This window comes from Vibrio sp. JC009 (assembly GCF_029016485.1).
In the GTDB taxonomy this organism is placed as follows: domain Bacteria; phylum Pseudomonadota; class Gammaproteobacteria; order Enterobacterales; family Vibrionaceae; genus Vibrio.
Genome location: NZ_CP092107.1, coordinates 1,398,819 through 1,416,405, shown reverse-complemented (window position 1 = coordinate 1,416,405; position 17,587 = coordinate 1,398,819). Strand labels below are relative to the sequence as shown.

At 46.4% G+C, this 17,587-nt stretch carries 15 protein-coding genes; 13 read left to right on the top strand and 2 right to left on the bottom strand.

The window, feature by feature from the left end:
- The first annotated feature begins 35 nt into the window (after positions 1-35).
- Positions 36-464 (top strand): universal stress protein, encoded by a 429-nt coding sequence (locus L3Q72_RS21265; protein ID WP_275132560.1) that lies wholly within the window; start codon positions 36-38, stop codon positions 462-464.
- Positions 465-643: 179 nt separating this feature from the next.
- A complete protein-coding gene (locus L3Q72_RS21260; protein WP_275132559.1) occupies positions 644-1,996 on the top strand; it encodes a Fic family protein in 1,353 nt (450 codons plus the stop codon).
- 28 nt (positions 1,997-2,024) lie between these two features.
- Here L3Q72_RS21260 and L3Q72_RS21255 read toward each other — a convergent pair whose 3' ends face one another.
- Positions 2,025-3,473: an ATP-binding protein gene (locus L3Q72_RS21255; RefSeq protein WP_275132558.1), complete on the bottom strand. Its 1,449-nt coding sequence runs from the start codon at positions 3,471-3,473 to the stop codon at positions 2,025-2,027.
- Positions 3,474-3,634: 161 nt separating this feature from the next.
- Between L3Q72_RS21255 and L3Q72_RS21250 the strand changes: the two genes are divergently transcribed.
- From L3Q72_RS21250 to L3Q72_RS21200, 11 genes are all read left to right on the top strand, one after another.
- Positions 3,635-5,020 carry a TolC family protein gene (locus tag L3Q72_RS21250; RefSeq protein WP_275132557.1) on the top strand — a complete coding sequence of 462 codons (1,386 nt, stop codon included), beginning with the start codon at positions 3,635-3,637 and terminating at the stop codon, positions 5,018-5,020.
- Positions 5,017-6,219, top strand: a complete 1,203-nt coding sequence (locus tag L3Q72_RS21245; RefSeq protein ID WP_275132556.1) for an efflux RND transporter periplasmic adaptor subunit — start codon at positions 5,017-5,019, stop codon at positions 6,217-6,219. Before L3Q72_RS21250 ends, L3Q72_RS21245 begins: the two co-directional genes overlap by 4 nt.
- A complete protein-coding gene (locus tag L3Q72_RS21240; protein WP_275132555.1) occupies positions 6,212-9,388 on the top strand; it encodes an efflux RND transporter permease subunit in 3,177 nt (1,058 codons plus the stop codon). Before L3Q72_RS21245 ends, L3Q72_RS21240 begins: the two co-directional genes overlap by 8 nt.
- A gap of 238 nt (positions 9,389-9,626) precedes the next feature.
- Positions 9,627-10,304: a response regulator transcription factor gene (locus tag L3Q72_RS21235; protein WP_275132554.1), complete on the top strand. Its 678-nt coding sequence runs from the start codon at positions 9,627-9,629 to the stop codon at positions 10,302-10,304.
- Positions 10,305-10,306: 2 nt separating this feature from the next.
- Positions 10,307-11,608 (top strand): HAMP domain-containing sensor histidine kinase, encoded by a 1,302-nt coding sequence (locus L3Q72_RS21230; RefSeq protein ID WP_275132553.1) that lies wholly within the window; start codon positions 10,307-10,309, stop codon positions 11,606-11,608.
- A 155-nt stretch (positions 11,609-11,763) separates the two neighbouring features.
- Positions 11,764-12,966, top strand: a complete 1,203-nt coding sequence (locus L3Q72_RS21225) for an HDOD domain-containing protein (RefSeq protein ID WP_275132552.1) — start codon at positions 11,764-11,766, stop codon at positions 12,964-12,966.
- On the top strand, positions 12,966-13,844 hold the full coding sequence (locus tag L3Q72_RS21220) for a helix-turn-helix domain-containing protein (RefSeq protein WP_275132551.1): 879 nt from the start codon (positions 12,966-12,968) through the stop codon (positions 13,842-13,844). The genes L3Q72_RS21225 and L3Q72_RS21220 overlap by 1 nt, the downstream gene beginning before the upstream one ends.
- Positions 13,845-14,002: 158 nt before the next feature.
- A complete protein-coding gene (locus L3Q72_RS21215) occupies positions 14,003-14,824 on the top strand; it encodes a nuclear transport factor 2 family protein (RefSeq protein WP_275133766.1) in 822 nt (273 codons plus the stop codon).
- A gap of 93 nt (positions 14,825-14,917) precedes the next feature.
- On the top strand, positions 14,918-15,817 hold the full coding sequence (locus L3Q72_RS21210) for a protein-ADP-ribose hydrolase (protein WP_275132550.1): 900 nt from the start codon (positions 14,918-14,920) through the stop codon (positions 15,815-15,817).
- Between the two features lie 15 nt (positions 15,818-15,832).
- Entirely contained in the window at positions 15,833-16,237 is a 405-nt protein-coding gene (locus L3Q72_RS21205) for a pyridoxamine 5'-phosphate oxidase family protein (protein ID WP_275132549.1), read from the top strand.
- 20 nt (positions 16,238-16,257) lie between these two features.
- Entirely contained in the window at positions 16,258-17,097 is an 840-nt protein-coding gene (locus L3Q72_RS21200) for a Sir2 family NAD-dependent protein deacetylase (protein WP_275132548.1), read from the top strand.
- Positions 17,098-17,184: 87 nt separating this feature from the next.
- Here L3Q72_RS21200 and L3Q72_RS21195 read toward each other — a convergent pair whose 3' ends face one another.
- Positions 17,185-17,436 (bottom strand): HPr family phosphocarrier protein, encoded by a 252-nt coding sequence (locus L3Q72_RS21195; RefSeq protein WP_275132547.1) that lies wholly within the window; start codon positions 17,434-17,436, stop codon positions 17,185-17,187.
- Positions 17,437-17,587 lie beyond the last annotated feature (151 nt).

Below are 17,587 nucleotides of genomic sequence, written 5' to 3'. Positions count from 1 at the left end.
TCTAAACTAATATTATAAAAACAAGGAGAGAGAAAATGACTTATAAGCATATACTTGTCGCTGTCGACCTATCTAGTGAAAGCCACCTTCTGGTAGAGAAGGCGGCCAGCCAGGCAAAAGCCAATCAGGCAAAATTGTCTCTGATACACATTGAAGTTGTTCAGGACGACGACTTCACCCGTCAAATCGTCAACTCATTGGTTGAAGAGAGTGCAGAAAATAAAGTTCTGAAGGAGTCACAGGATAAGCTGAAGGAACTGAAGGATAACGCATCTTATCCCATCGAAAATACACTCGTCGCATGCGGTGGTCTGGACGACGAGCTGGAAAAAGCAATCGCTGAATACGAATTTGATTTAATTGTCTGCGGTCACCATCAGGACTTCTGGCATACCGTGAAATCCTCTACCAAACAGGTTATGAGATCCATCCCGGTTGATATGCTGGTGGTTCCTCTGAAATAACTTATTCCGGGCAGGCATTCACGCCTGCCCTGTCATAACAATTCCCCTGCCTAGATCTAACTTCACTCTTCCAGATTTAAGTTACAATTAAAAACTCAAATTTTAAAAATTAAGTTGAAAGCATTTGGCTTCATTTATAAACTTAAAAATCGAAAATTAAGTTATAAATTGGTATTGATATGGCCAGACTGAGAAAACCCAAATCCCTAGCTGCCTTGATGGAGCAGTTTAGCCTGGAAGATATCTTCCCGCTGATGGGCTCCTACGGTGCAACCGACAACAATGGTAAGTATCTGCACTGGGATAAATTTCAATGGAGAGTAGCTAAAGGTATCAATCCCGAGCTTGCATGGGTTTCAACCAAATTTGCGCGCCAGTCAATAACCAAACCGATAACGGGCCTTAAGTCTGAAGGTGATTTTTGTTTTAAGTACTGCGTGCCTGATTCTTTATGGGCAATGCTCCATAGCATTGATACCTTAACCGGAGGTGGTCATAAAATCGGCGACAGCTCGTTTATTACAAGCCGGGAGAAGGACCGCTACCTTGTAAGTAACCTTATGATGGAAGAAGCTATCACCTCGTCTCAGTTAGAGGGAGCCTCTACAACCCGTAAGGTTGCCAAGGATATGCTCGAAACCAAACGCAAACCGAAAGACAAGTCAGAGCAGATGATCTTCAATAACTTTCTGCTAATGAAGAAAGCTGTTGAACTAAAAGACGAACCTCTGACCATAGATCTTATTCTTGAACTTCACGCTATCGCGACATTCGAAGCCATCGATAACGATGCTGTATCAGGGGAGCTCAGAGATAACAACGATGTGACGGTAGCCAATATTTACAATGAAACCGCGCATGAGCCGCCATGCTACACAACATTAGTTGACCGTCTGAATGCCCTGTGCGACTTTGCCAACGACGGCCCCAATGAAAAAGCCTCTGCTCACTTTATTCACCCGATAATCAAAGCCATCATTCTGCACTTTATGATGGGATATATTCACCCTTTCGGAGACGGAAACGGCAGAACCGCCAGAGCTCTGTTCTACTGGTTTATGCTGAAATCAGGCTACTGGCTGTTTGAATACGTCTCCATCAGTAAACTGATACAAGAGAAAAGAAGTGAATACGATACGGCTTACCTCTATACAGAAACGGATGAGTTCGACCTGACCTACTTTTTATATCATCAGGTCGATATCGTCACCAAAGCCGTAAATGCATTGCACGAACATATTGAAGCGAAGAAGAATGAGTTTTACCACTTTATGGAGTGGATCGATAAGAGCCCGGTTTCAAAACGTCTGAAACGAGGCCCGCTTGAAATACTGAAAAACGCAGTTAAACAGCCAGGCCGCACATTTACAGCAAAACAGGTAGCTCAGGATTTGGATGTAAACGAAAATACCGCCCGCTCTTACCTGAACGCTCTGGTAGACGAGGAGCTTCTTCTGGCCTCCTCTAAAAAAGGCGTCCGGGGTGTCATATACCTGGCTCCGGCCGGACTCAGAGAGCAACTAAAAATATAGGACGCAGCAAGGGCGATAAATTTGTGCTTTAGCTTTTAGGCAACCAGCACTCGATTTTCAGGCCGCCGAGGAGTGAATGCGAGGCTGTGATGCCTCCGTTATGTGCCTCAACAATGTTCTTGCAGATGGATAATCCCAACCCGGAACCACCGCTGGCTCTGCTTCTGGATTTGTCCACACGGAAAAGACGGTCGAACAATCTGATCAGAGCTTCATCGGGAACAGCAGGATCGCTGTCTTCAACAAACACCTTCAGGTACTGCTCATTCTGTATCAGGCCCACAGCAACAACGCCTTTTGAATCGGTATATCTGAGGCTGTTTTCCAGCAGGTTGGTAAACAGCTGGGTTAAAGCCAGCTTGTCACCATTGATAGCCAGTTGCTGATCCTGCTGATAAACAACCTGCAAATCTATGTTCTTCTGCTTCATTCTCAGATCAAAACTTGAGGTCACCTGATTCAGGATACCGATAACATCCACCTGATGACTTGTATCGTATCTTGCTCCGGAATCAGAGACAGAGAGCTGATGCAGATCATCCACCAGGCTGCCAAGGGAAATAATATGATTATGAAGCGCGCTCAGATTTTTCTCATCCGGCTGGCGAATTCCATCTTGTATCGCTTCCACTTCTCCCCTCAGAACAGCAAGGGGGGTTCTGAGCTCATGGGAGATATCGGAGATCCACTGCTCTCGCTGCTCTTTTTGCCTTTTAAGGTTCACATTGAGCTGGTTATAACTCTCTATCAAATCGCCAAACTCATCCGTTGTTGTCTTTGGGATCCGGTAATCAAAGTCACCACTTTCTATCGCTTTCGCACCGCCATGTAAGGCTTTTAGCGGAGATAAAAAGTGACGAACCAGAACAAAGGCTATGACGAAAGATACAAAAAACGACACCGAAGCGATAATGGTAAAGTTACTGGTTTGAGATTTCAGGAAGCCATCTGCGATACCGGGTGGCAGTTCTTTCTTTTGCACAACCCTCAGCCAGCCTACTGCCTGATCATTTACTTTTATCGCGATCTGCCGAACCTGCTCTTCAGGCCCCGGAGCTCTGAGATTTTTAGGATCGCCATGAATTCGCTTGTGATCAATACCCAGCAAGTTAATACGAAAAACCAGAGGAACAAAACTCTGGGTTGCCGGATTACCCTCCGGAAGTGCTGCTTCTGTAAATGTCCGCTGGACTTTTGGATCAGCCAGTCTTGGCGGAGGCGGCATCTCCCCAATCTTACTTAATAACAGAGGCCAGGCACCAGGTTGCAACGCAAATTCGGCCCAGCCACTTTCATTTGAATAGTAGTCTTTGGCATACTCTGCCAAAAGCTCAAGCTGCTCTATTTCCTTATCGTTCAGATACTGCTGCAGCCCTTCCTTAAAACTGCTGTTAATAGTAAATATCATCGCCACCAGCATAAGTAAGCTTACTGATAAAATAGACACAAACAGCTTGGTAAATATCGACTGGCGCACTGGTAAACCTCTTTATCACTACCTGATAATCACCATACTAGAGAACCGCTTTCAGGTCGAATGTAAAGCTATGTAAATCCGTCTGGAGTTAATACCGACATTAACCCCGCCTTAACCACCAAGTGATTATCTTGTCATCACCGTTGAGGGAGACAAGACAGATGACCTTTAAATATTCCATTCTTTCACTGATGCTTGTTGGACTGATCGGGTGCTCCAGCACCAGTGATTTGCAATACTCAGAACAGGCAACAGATACAACAAACCAGACAAGTATTACTCTGGTTGAAAAGTATATCTCTGAACATCAGCAAGCGTCTGATGCAACAGAAGAGCCATTGCTGATCACAGATCTGGTGAACATTCCGGAGCTGAGTCAATATATTGAAACGGCACTCGAGAGCAGTCCGAGCCTGCAACAGAGCATATCTGCACTGAAAATTCTCTATGCGCAGAAAGGCTATACCGACTCAGATCGTATACCTTCTGTTGATGCAACCTTTAAAGCACAGGACGAAGAAGATTCCGATGAAACCTATACCGGAGATCTAACCGTAAGCTGGGAGCTGGATCTGTGGAGCAAAATCAGTGCTGACGTCGCTGCCGCCGATAAAGATATCGCTAACTCTCAGGCAAGTTTGCAGGAAACTCAGGATGTGCTGGTTGCCAATATTATGCAGGCATGGCTGAAAATAAGCCTGAATCAGCAGCTGGTAGAAATCGAAAAGCGTCGTCTGTCTGCCTACAAAAATAACGAAACCCTGGTACTGGAGCGCTACAGAGCCGGACTAGGCAGCCTGGAAGATTTGGATAACGCAAAAACCAACAGCTCATCGACGCTTTCCACTCTTGCGGAATATGAAGAAAATCTGGAGCAGAGCAAACGCGATTTGATTCTGTTAACCGGTCAGTGGAGCGGTGAAGAACAGCAGCTGAACATACCGTCACAGTTCCCGGATGTGTTAAACCCGCTAAGCGAAATGTCAGATCAGACGCTGGCCCGTCGCCCGGATCTTAAAGCGGCATTCTATTCCATCGAAGCTGAATCACTTCGCACCGAGTCTGCCTATAAAGCACTGCTGCCTTCTATCAGTCTGTCAGCCAGCCTTACTGATGCAGCAACATCACCGAGCGAAGCTCTGTTTACCAATCCGCTGTGGAGTCTGCTTGGTCAGGTTTCTGCACCTATCTTCCAGGGTGGCAAACTAAGAGCATCTGCGAAAATGCAGGAACTCACCACGGAAAAAGCATTCTGGGAATATCAGGACACTCTTCTGACTGCGGTCAATGAAGTAGAAGACGCCATCGGTCAGGAATACGCATTAACAAAGCAGCAGGACCACCTGGGCGACGCCTATGAAAGTGCGCTGCGCAGCTTTAACACCTATGAAGAAAAGTACCGTCAGGGTCTGGTGGATATTCTTGATTTGCTGACTATCCAGCAGCAGACCTATGACAAGGAAGCACAACTTGTCAACGCAACCTACAACCGTCTAGTTAACCGAATTGATTTAGGCCTGGCTCTTGGCCTGGGGACAAAAGCATGAAACTGAATCCAATTACCATCACTATTACTCTGATTTCTGCCTCGGCCATTTTTGGCGCAGCGGCATACAATGGCTCTAAGATGCCAGAACCAAAGCAGTCAAAAGCAGCTGAAGAACAGAAGATGGAACAACCAGTAGCAAAACCGGCAGCAGTTGTTCAATTGCAGAAAATCGCTGTACAGAACACCTCTGCTTCCAGCTATCAGGCAGAAGTAACCGGATACGGTGAAGCACACTCAAAGTATGAGCTTAGCTACACCAGCGAAGTAAGTGGCCGCGTTAAGAGCATAAGCAAAGATTTTGAAACCGGTATGGTGGTTAAAAAAGGCACCATTCTGGCCAAAATCGACGACACCAGTTATCAGCAGGCTCTGGCTAATGCAAAAGCCGATGTAGCCCAGGCCAAACTGGATCTGCTTGAAGAGCAGCGTGAAGCTGTTCAGGCTAAATCTGAGTGGGAACGTTCAGGACTAAAAGGAGAGCCGGACTCTCCACTGGTACTTCATGAACCTCAGCTGGAAAATGCAAAAGCTACGCTGCAAAACGCAGAAATGGCATTGAAAACAGCGCAGCAGGACCTGGATAATACCATTGTCAAAGCACCTTTTGATGCCCTGATTGTCACCACGGATATCCTGCCAGGCAGCTATATCCAGACCGGAACTCAGGTTGCTACTCTGTATAGCATCGACAACCTGGAAATAGAAATTCCTCTTTCTGGTCTGCAGTGGGCAAATCTACCTCAACCAAGCAACAGCACTCTGGAAAAAGGTGACTGGACGGTAACACTGACCAGTCCGGACAGTCATTATGAATGGCAGGGTTATGTTGACCGCAGCGAGCTACACCTTAACGAAGACACTCGCCAGCGTTCAATTGTCGTGGTGGTAGATAAGCCTCTTGAGCAGGAATATCAGCTACTGCCTGGCACCTTTGTACAGGCAAGCATCCCCGGAAACAGCATGAACAACCTTTGGGAACTGCCTTCTTCCGCAGTTTCGCAGCAGGGCAATATCTGGACGGTAAACAGTGACGGGCTGCTGACCAAGTCTGTTGCCGACGTACAATTTGCAAAGCAGGACAAGGTATATGTTTCACCTGTAACAGAGCAACCCGTAGCACAAGTGGTTAAAAGGCCATTGAGCAGCTTCCAGGCAAACATGAAAGTAACTCCAGTTGTTGAGGGTGACCATGAGTAAGTCAACGACCAAATACACCGGGCCTATCGCCTGGTTTGCCAAAAACCCAGTAGCCGCTAACCTGCTGATGATCGGCTTTATTGTGGTGGGTATGTTCTCCTTAAATACCCTGCGTAAAGAGGCCTTCCCAAGCCTGGAACCGGACACTGTTTCTGTTGCGGTAACCTACGACAGTGGTGACCCGGTTCTTGCAGAAGAAGGGATTGCGATAAAAATCGAAGAAGCGGTGGAAACCGTTCCTGGTATCAAAGCCATTACCTCTACATCAAGCTCAACCGGCAGTTACGTCTCCATTGAAAAAGAGAGTGACTACGAGCTGGATACCCTGCTGGCAGATGTGAAAACCCAGATAGACGCTATCAACAATTTCCCGACTGAAGCCGAAGAACCTATTATCGACAAAGCTCGCAAACAGGACCATGCACTCTGGCTTCAGCTATCCGGTGATGCAGGCAGAGCAACGCTTCAGGCATTGGCTGAAAGGCTTAAGTCTGATCTGCTGAGTCAGGATGCGATTCACGATCTGGAAATCAAGGCCACCGCTGATCCTATGCTATCTGTAGAGGTTAATGAAGCCATGCTGCAAAGCTATGGCCTGACCCTGAGCGATATTTCAGATGCTATCAACAATGAATCTTCAACCTCGGTTTCCACCAGTCTGCGTAATGGTGATAAAAGTGTTTATCTGAAGGTTTCCGAGCAGGCTTACGAAATTGAAGAGTTTAAAGCGATCCCGGTACTGACCGGCTCAGACGGCACACGTATTACTCTGGGCGACATCGCAACTGTTACCGACACCTTTGAAGATGACACCTTTGTAATGTCCCGGTACAACGGCAAAAGCACCATGGGGATTCAGATCCTGATGGATGAATACAGCGATGTTGTGAAGATCGTTGAACAAGCTCAGAGCGTTGTTGAAAACTGGAAAACCGGAAATATTCTGCCTGAAAATGTAGAGCTGGAAACCTGGCTTGACCAGAGCAAAGTCATTACCGAACGTTTGTCACTGCTGATTAAAAACGCACTGACAGGTATCGCACTGGTATTTATCGTTCTGGCTCTGTTCCTGAACATTCGTGTTGCTTTCTGGGTGGCGTCCTGTCTGCCGTTTGTATTCTTCGCCACTCTGTATTTTATGACAGACACCTTTATCGGGCTGAGCCTGAATGAAATGACCACCTTCGGCTTTATTATGGCATTGGGGATAGTGGTGGATGATGCCGTTGTTGTAGGTGAAAGTATCTACTCCACCCGCCGCCAGGAAGGCGATTCTCTGGACAGTACCATCAAAGGAACGCTAAAGGTTGCTGCGCCGACTGTATTTGGGGTACTGACTACTGTGGTTGCCTTCTTTGCTATCGCCAATGTTGAAGGCAAAATGGGGCAGGTCTATGCTCAGTTTGCAACCGTAGTAGCCATCTGTCTTCTGTTGTCGCTGCTGGAATCCAAGTTTATTCTACCTGCACACCTGGCACACCTGAATACTCACAGAAAACAGACAAAAGGGATCTGGAACCGTATTCAGCATGGTGCGGATGCAGGGCTTCAGTGGTTTAACAAAAACATCTACCGCAATGTTATTGAAATGGCGCTTAAGTTCCGCTATGCCGTGGTTATGCTGTTTGTCTCTCTGTTTATTCTGGTGATCGGCATGCCGTTTACCGGTAGTGTTCGTGTCGCTTTCTTCCCGGACATTCAGGGAGATACGGTTTCAGCGTCAGTAACTATGCAAAACGATGCCGCCTTTGGTCAGACCCGTACTAACCTGCTGACTCTTGAATCCACAGCACTTGAAGCAGATAAGCAGCTACGTGAGGAGCAAGCACCTGCAAGCTACGACAACCAAAGCGAGATTCTGAGTCTGCAGGTTATGGCAACAGCCGATGACACTGGCAGCATATCCATTGAACTGGATAGTGATGCGGTTTATTCATCTTCCGACTTTGCTAAACGCTGGAAGGCACTGACAGGAAACCTGGAGGGTACCAAAAAGCTGAAAATCCTGACCAAACGCGAAATGATGGACAACTTCAAAGTAGAGTTGAAATCCTGGGATGACGAAACCGTTGTCGCCGCGGGTAATCAGTTTAAAGAAGTTCTGAAGCAGATTGACGGTGTCAGTGGTATTGATGACAATCTGGATAACGGGCAACCACAATACAAGTTTGAACTGACTCAACAAGGCCGCGCTCTGGGGATGGATACATCAACACTTTCAGATCAAATTCTGCAGGCGTTTGGTGGTAATACCGTTCAGAAGTTCCAGAGAGGAACCGATGAAGTTAAGGTTCGTGTAAGCTACCCACAGCAGGAGCGTCAGACGCTGGCCGATATCAAGAAGGCCAATGTCCGCACTCCGGATGGCACTCTGGTTCCGCTGACAACAGTTGCCAATGTCTATTCTGAGTATCAGGCGTCAGAAGTAACCCGGATTGATAACCAGCGTGCGGTTTATATTACTGCTGCTGTCGATCAGGATATTATCGCTTCTAACGAGTTGGTTGCTAAACTGCAAAGTACTCTGGACCCGGAATTGCTGGCTCAGTACCCTAGTCTGAACATCGACTATGCCGGTGAAGCAGAGCAGCAGAAAGAAGCCACAGACTCTATGGAACTCATGTTTGTACTGGCTTTGTTTGCTATCTATGCATTGCTGGCTATTCCGCTAAAGTCCTATATTCAGCCTTTGCTGATTATGACAGCAATACCTTTTGGTATCGTAGGCGCAATATTAGGTCACTGGTGGAATGACCTGACGATCAGTATTCTGTCTCTGAACGGTATTCTGGCTCTGAGTGGTGTTGTGGTGAACGACAGTCTGCTGCTGGTATCCAAGTTCAACCAGTTGATGGAAGATAAGGAAATCTCTGTCCATGACGCGATTGTGGAAGCCTGCACAGGGCGGTTGCGTGCTGTAATGCTTACATCAGTAACAACATTTGCAGGTCTGGCACCGCTGCTGAGTGAGACTTCACTACAGGCACAGTTCCTGATCCCTGCCGCAGCGGCACTTGGATATGGTATTCTGTTTGCTACATTTATTACACTGATACTGACGCCTTCACTGCTGCTGATTCAGTGTGAAATCAAAGAGCTGCCGGGTAAGATTCGCCGGAAGTTGTTTGGTAACAATGAAATCGCTACTCAGGTGAATGCTGAAGGGTAATCCCCCGGCGACCTCTCGTTCCCACGCTCCGGCGTGGGAATGCATACGGGAGGTAAAGACGAACACATAATCTAACCACGACCTTTTCTGGCAAAGGCGTCTTCCACACAAAAGTGTGGAAGTGGATGAGGTAAAAACCGAAAGCGTTATACGATTTATCGTACCAATAAGCCGAGGTATGCATTCCCACGCTGGAGCATGGGAACGAGGAAACAAGACATAAAAGGTTGAAATAACAATGAATAATCTAAACATGCTACTGGTTGAAGACGATATCGATCTGGCAACGGCAGTCGTTGACTACCTTGATCTGGAAGATATCCAGTGCGACCACGCGGCAAACGGTTATTCCGGCCTGACGCTTATTCAGGAAAACCGCTACGACGTTGTTATTCTTGATCTTAACCTGCCAAAAATGAGCGGACTTGAAGTATGCGAAAAACTTCGTGCACAGGGCATTGATGTGCCTGTGCTTATGCTGACAGCCCGCGATACTCTGGATGATAAACTGACAGGCTTTTCCAAAGGGGCTGACGACTATCTGATCAAGCCCTTTGCTATGGAAGAGCTGATTGTCCGAGCTCAGGTTCTGGCACGCCGTCGCAGCGGGCAGATTTCCCGCCTGAGTGTTGCAGACCTGGTGCTGGACACAAACCAAAAATCCGCCAGCAGAGACTCAAAGCCGTTAAAGCTCTCCCCTACCGCTTTAAAAATTCTGGAAGAGCTAATGCGCGCAAGCCCGAACCCGGTCAGCCGTGAACAACTGATGCAGAGCGTATGGGGAGACGAACAACCAGACAGCAACAGCCTGAAGGTGCATATCTTTAATCTGCGCAAACAGGTTGATGGTCAGTCAGAACATAAACTAATGCATACCATTCCCAACCACGGCTTTGCAATCAAGAACGGAGACTGAAAATGAAGATCCGTTTAAGTCTGAAGCTGTATGTTCTGGCAGCAGTAATGCTAACCGGTACAATAACCATCTTCGCCTTTTCAGCACTAAGTATGCAGTACTTCTTTTCCGGAATGGATATGGTGATGGAACGTACCCTGGCCTCTGAAGCATTCACTGTTGATGCATCGGATGGAAAACCATTTGTCAGGAATATCCCTCAGCTCAACCGCCGGGGAAAAGACACCTTCTATATCACTTCCCGCTGGGAAGATCTCCCGGAAAGAGTGCAGACCCTGTTTAAACCGGAAGAACTTGAATTTCATCACTTTACCAAAAAAGTATTTGGTGCCTCTATTCTGAACCCTCCGGAAGAGGGGTACTTCGTAATGAAAGTGCAGACAGATAAGGGGTTACGTTACACCGCTGCCACTATACAGGCGGATAAAGACGTGAAAGTCGGAAAGTTTTCACACGTACTGGTCATCGCATTAACAGCTGTCGGTGCCATCGCGCTGTTTTCTCTGGTGCTTATTCTGATTATGCGTTCAGTCGCCTCCCCCGTAGAGAGACTGAAATTCTGGGCAAAGCACTTTTCTGAAAAAGATCTGGAAAAGCCTGCCCCGGATTTCCAGTACAACGAACTCAATACACTGGCTACGATTATTAAAGCCAGCCTGGGCTCAGTCCACGAAACGCTACAAAGAGAAAAGCGCTTCTTAGGCTTTGCCAGCCATGAGCTGCGAACGCCGATTGCCGTAACACGCACAAACAGCGAACTGCTGAGAAAGCTTATCGAAAAAGAAAAAAGTAAAGAGAAGCAGCTTGAGGTTCTGGAACGTATAGAACGTGCCGGACTGACCATGACGGACCTGACAGAAACCCTGCTCTGGCTCAACCGTGACGAAGAGAAAACACTGCCTGCCCACGAAATTCATCTGGGGCAACTGGTACAGCAGGTAACACATGAACTTGACTATCTGATCCAGAGTAAGCCCGTTACGGTGGAAATCACAACCGATAACTCAGCCTGTGAGTTACCGGAAACACTGTGCCGGATCATCTTAAATAACCTGATCCGCAACGCTTTCCAGCATACCCATGAAGGCAAGGTAGTCATCAGACAATCCGGACTTGATCTGACCATTCTGAATCAGAATCAATCTGACAGTATGATTTCTGATGACCTTGGATTTGGCCTTGGTCTGGAACTGGTGAAAAAGCTGATTGGTAAATACGAATGGTCCTATACCACCACTGAGCTGGATGCAGGCCGGGAAGTATCCATCAAATTTTCATCTCCTGAACCTGAGAGCCCTGAGTAATACCAATTCCAGCAATTTACAATCTTGTTTCTTAGTAAGTTTCAGCCGGGCTCTCAAAAGGTTAATAAAAAGCTCATGGGAGGGTTACTTATTTTTGATTTTGTTATTAATATGGCGTCTTGTTAACTTAGAACGTGACACCGATTCCAGAAATCATGAAGTACTCTTATGTAGCAAGGCAGCCGATTCTCGATAAAGATAAGAAAACAACAGCCTATGAGCTCTTGTTCCGCGACGGTCCGAAAAATGCTTTTCCTCTAGTTGATCCTGAGTATGCAACCAGCAAGCTGCTTTCCGATCAGTTTCTGACGCACCAGTATCACTCCATTGATGATAAGGTGGGCTTTGTTAACTTCACTTATGAAAGTATTTTAAGCCAGTTCCCGACGCTGTTTCCTGAAAGCAAAATGGTCGTCGAGATACTGGAAGGATGCAAACCTACCACCGAGTTGCTGAAGGAATTTAAGAACCTTAAATCTCTTGGCTATAAGATTGCTCTGGACGATTTTATACCTTCACCTGAATGGCGCCCTTTCTTCCCTTACGTCGATATCATTAAAATCGATCTCAGGCAGGTTCCTGTCAATAAGGCCGCTTCTTTTATCAGTAAACTTAAAGAAACAGAAATTGAATTTCTGGCCGAAAAGGTTGAAACCTATGAAGAGTTCCAGAGTGCTCATAAAGCAGGGTTCGATTATTTTCAGGGCTACTTTTTCAGTCAGCCGGAAATTATTGAAAAGAAGGCGCTGGACTCATCCTTCTTCACCATTATTGAGCTTTGTAAATGTATCGCTCAGGATGAAATAGACTTTACCAGAGTAGAACAGCTCATCTCTGTGGATGTCACCCTCTCCTTTAAACTGCTGCGCTATGTAAACTCAAACGCTTATATCAAAAAGCCGATAGATTCCTTTAAACAGGCCCTTGCCTATCTTGGCGAAGACAACCTTAGAAAGTTTATCTCGCTGGCTGCACTTGCTGCGGTGAAAGAGAGCAAACCAGATTCCCTGTATAACCTTTCTGTTCAGCGCGCCAAATTCTGTGAACTGATAGCGGTCTCGCTGAAAGGCAAAGAAGCAAATGGTCAGGGTTTCTTGTGCGGCATGTTCTCTTTGCTGGACTCGCTGCTGGATATGAATATGGAAAGTATCATTGCTTCCCTTCCGGTGGACGAAGAAATAAAAACAGCCATACTCTCGCGAGAAGGCACTCTGGGCGATATCTTAGTTTTGGCAGAATCACTGGAAAAAGCACACTGGAAACAGGTAATGTTACTGGAAGAAAAACTTGAGCTTTCAGATGAGACGATTTCCGATGCCTACCAACGCTCTATTCGCTGGACAGATGAGATATTTTAATGACAATCCCAAAGGTCGGTTTCAACCATAAAAAAGCCAATAATGCCGGTTTCGAAATCATCGATCTGCAATCTGTTTATCAAAGAGAGAATATCAGCCATAGTCCGCAGGAACCGCACAGGGTCAGCTTTTTTAATCTGATCCTTGTTGAACAGGGAACCGGCTCTCATATGATTGACTTTGCTGAGTACCCTTTCCGCCCCGGCTCAGTCATTATGCTACAGCGTGAACAGGTGCAGGCATTTGACTTTTCTTCCCGCCCGAAGGGAAAAATGATCCTCTTTACTCAGGACTTTCTGGATAAAGTGCACGCCAATATGCGTCTGCCAAGCTATACACCAACGCACCTTGACCATCATTACCAGCCCGTTCTCAATTTAGATCAGGAAACTAAGCTCAGCTTTGACATGCTTATCGGTGAAATGGTGAAGGAGATAGCCAGAACCGATACCGATCCGCTTATTGTTATGCATCTGTTTTCGTCTCTTTCACTTATGCTGCAACGCATCCGGCCTGAGTCTCATCAGGAAAAACTAAGCAAAGAGCAGAACATCAAATTTGCCCGCTTTTTTGAACTGCTGCAAAGCAATTTCACCCGGACAAGAGATGCCAACTGGTATGCCGATCAGGTTCATATTACCTACAAGACGTTAAACCTGATCTGTAAGCTTGCCACCAATCTGACCGCCAAGCAGCTTATTGACTCTTACACCATTCTGGAAGCCAAGCGCCGCCTGGTGATCAGCAGCACCAGCACTCAGCAGCTTGCCTATGACCTCGGTTTTGAAGACGCCAGTAACTTTGTTAAGTACTTTAAAAAGAACACCCAAATTACCCCGAGCCAGTTCCAGAAGAAGTACACCAACCCGGAACTATAGATAAACACGCTCTAGGTTCGATATCTACCATTTTTAGGCCTGAACTGACTCTGCTCAGGCAAAACCCTTTTCTCTAATATTGTCCTCAACCAAACATGAGGACAAAAACAATGACTTTTTCTACTACTTTTAAACGCACTCTTGTTGCTGCTGGCGTTATGGCTCTGGCAGCTTGTTCTTCAACAATGACTGAGCAAACAGAAACGGTCAGCAACAAGGACAAAGGTGTTGCACTAATCTCAAGCATCGAAACCGGTGCACATGAGCCAATCGCATACATTAACCCGAACAAATACATCCAGCACAACCTTGCTGTAGCTGACGGTCTTGCCGGCTTTGGCGCGGTAATGCAGATGCTTCCTGAAGGCAGCGCAAAAGCAGACGTTAAGCGCGCGTTTCAGGATGGCGACTATGTTGTCACTCACACCCAATACGATTTCTTCGGCCCTAAAGCTGGCTTTGACGTATTCCGTTTTGAAGACGGCCAGATTGTTGAGCACTGGGATAACCTGCAGGAAATCGCACCGGCAAATCCAAGTGGCCGCACTCAGTTTGACGGCGCGACAGAGATTAAAGATCTGGACAAAACCGAAGCAAACAAAGCTGTGGTTGCAGACTTCGTAAGCTCTATTCTTATGAAAGGCGAAATGGCAAGAATCGGCGAGTTTATCGGCCCGGCTGATTCTGACTACATCCAGCACAACACAGCTGTTGCAGACGGCCTGAGTGGCCTTGGTGTGGCACTGAAAGCCCTGGCAGAACAAGGCATGCCAATGGTTTACACTGTAAACCATAAGATCCTGGGTGAAGGTAACTTTGTGCTTTCCATCAGCGAAGGCCAGTTCCTGAACAAGCACGTCTCTTTCTACGACCTGTTCCGCGTCGAGAACGGCATGATTGTAGAGCACTGGGACACCATCGAAGAGATCCCGGCAGAAAAAGACTGGAAGAACACAAACGGTAAGTTTGGTTTTAAGTAAGTTAAAGCAACAAGTCAGTTGAAGCTACTGCCTGTTCCTCCCCTTTTCCGGGGAGGAACTTTTTTCCACTAATCATCCATGTCAGGAGGCGTTATGAATCTTACCTTATCCCAATACCAAAGCGAGATTGCTTTGCTGGAACCATTCGTAAAAAACGCTGACAAGCTTTCTGACCAGCAAGAACAGGCTATTGTTTCAGAGCTGCTGGATAAACTGAATTCTGTGACTAAACAACTGGGTGTTGATGAGCATGCAGCTTTCACTGCGCAGGAACAGAGAAAGCTGTTGCGTGCCGCTCTGAATGTTATTCCGGCTGATACGCTTTCCTCTGCGAGTACGACAAAACTCAACAGACTGCTGCAAAGCGAACTGCTAAAGAAAGAGATAGCCAGGTCAGAAGAATTGGCAGCAGTTCCGTTTTTCACTCTCGGCTCCACCAAAGTCGTGCTGTGGCAGGGCGATATTACCCAGCTGGAAGTGGATGCGATCGTCAATGCTGCTAACTCTCAGATGCTTGGCTGTTTTCAACCACTGCATGCCTGTATCGACAATGCCATTCACAGCTCGGCAGGTGTTCAGCTAAGAGATGACTGCGACAAAATTATTAAGATGCAAGGCCAGCTCGAAGAAACTGGGTCAGCCAAAGTGACCCGTGCCTATAACCTGCCGTCTAAATTTGTGCTTCATACCGTCGGCCCTATTGTGAACGGTCAGCTTACAGAGTCGCATGAGAAAGCCTTAAGCAGCAGCTACCGGAGCTGTCTGGATATATGCAAAGAAGTGGATCCTGTCCGCAGCATCGCGTTCTGCGCCATTTCCACTGGCGTATTTGGCTACCCGATTGAATCGGCAACCAAAACCGCACTTGAAAGCGTAACCCAATGGCTGAAACAGAATCCGGACTCGTTAGATGTGGTGGTTTTCAACGTATTCAGCAAACGCGATCACCAGATCTATCAGGAAATAATGGAAGAGTTTGTCTGCCAGCTATAAAAACAGGATAAAAAGATGCAAAACGTAATTGATTTTTTATTTGAAAACGAGCTTCAGTACTTCGCCACTATCGGCCTTGACGGCAAGCCAAAAGTCAGACCATTTCAGATGATGTTTAATGATGGCGGCAAGCTTATCTACTGCACAGGTGCCAACAAAGAGGTGTATCAGGAACTTCAGGAAAATCCTTCCATCGAATTATGCATCTCAACTCTTGAGCACTGGCTACGAATCAGAGGCGAAGTATGCTGGATGGATGATATGGAAACGAAAGAGAAGATTATTGAAACCAGTGAATTGGTTGCTTCCATTTATAAATCTGCGGATAACCCGAACCTGAAGGTTTTCTACCTGAAAGACGCAACCGCTGTATTTACCGATTTCTCTAAAAAAGCACCGGAAATCATTAAGCTTTGCTAATACCTGCACGGAGGTACGAAATGTCAGAATTTGAAAGACGCCTTGAACAATTCGCTTCTGCTATCGACAATGCAGACGCCATTCTTATTGGTGCCGGTGCCGGTTTATCTGCAGCGGCAGGGCTTACCTACTCCGGTGAACGGTTTGAAAAAAACTTTGCTGAGCATATTGAGAAATACGGAATTACCGATATGTATTCCGCAGGCTTTTATCCCTTCGAGACTGCTGAGGAAAAGTGGGCCTACTGGTCAAAGCATATTGATGTAAACCGCTATCAGCCCGGAGCGACGGAGGTCTATCTGAAGCTGAAATCACTGGTGGAACATAAACCGCATTTTGTTATCACTACCAATGTTGATCATCAGTTTCTGCTTGCCGGCTTTGATAAAGAGAACGTCTTCGCTACGCAGGGTGACTATGGCCTGCTCCAGTGTGCAACGCCTTGTCATGACAAGCTGTACGATAACGAGAAAATCGTTTCTGCAATGCTACAGCAGCAAAAAGACCTGAGGATCCCGAAAGCTCTGGTTCCCCAGTGCCCGGTTTGTGGCGGGCCTCTGGATACGCATCTGAGAAAAGACGGCACTTTTGTTGAAAATAAGGACTGGCACAAGGCTGCTGAGTCTTACCAGGAGTTTATCGGTTCAGTGTTTAATCAGAAATTACTATTGATTGAACTGGGCGTTGGCTACAACACGCCATCGATTATCAAGTATCCTTTTGAGCAGATCACCGCTCAGGCTCCGGATGCAACTCTGATAAGAATTAACAGGGATCATCCTGAAGTAAGTGAAACCAACAAGAGCAGAACCATAGTGTTTAATGAAGATATTCTGAAAATATTTGACAAGCAAGGATGAACAGATAATTGCTGGGATTGGTATAAGCACTAAAAAAAGAGCCAGCGCACTGCGCTGGCCCTCATAAATCTGATAAAAACGGAGAATTTAACCTTTCACATTCTTTAAGAATTCAGCCAGTTGGTTCACTGCCTGCTGAGATGTTGACTGTACCGTAACTTCTGTGCCCTTAACCAGGCCAAGAGTCTGCAGCTTAAACAGGTTTTTCGCCGTTGCTGTCTTACCACCAGCTACCAGCTCCACTTCCTCAGCAAACTGTTTTGCTTCTTTAACAAACTGCGCTGCAGGACGAGTATGAAGACCACTTTCAGCTGTAATAACGACTTTCTTTTGATACATAACACTTACTCCTCAATATAATCATTCTCATTTGTAGCGGTTATAAATCAAAAGATCTGCGATCAATCGCTCATTTTGCATACACAAAATTTATCGTAATTCTAGAAAAGCTCATACTTTTCAGCTGGGCTCTTCCATTTTTATTGACAGT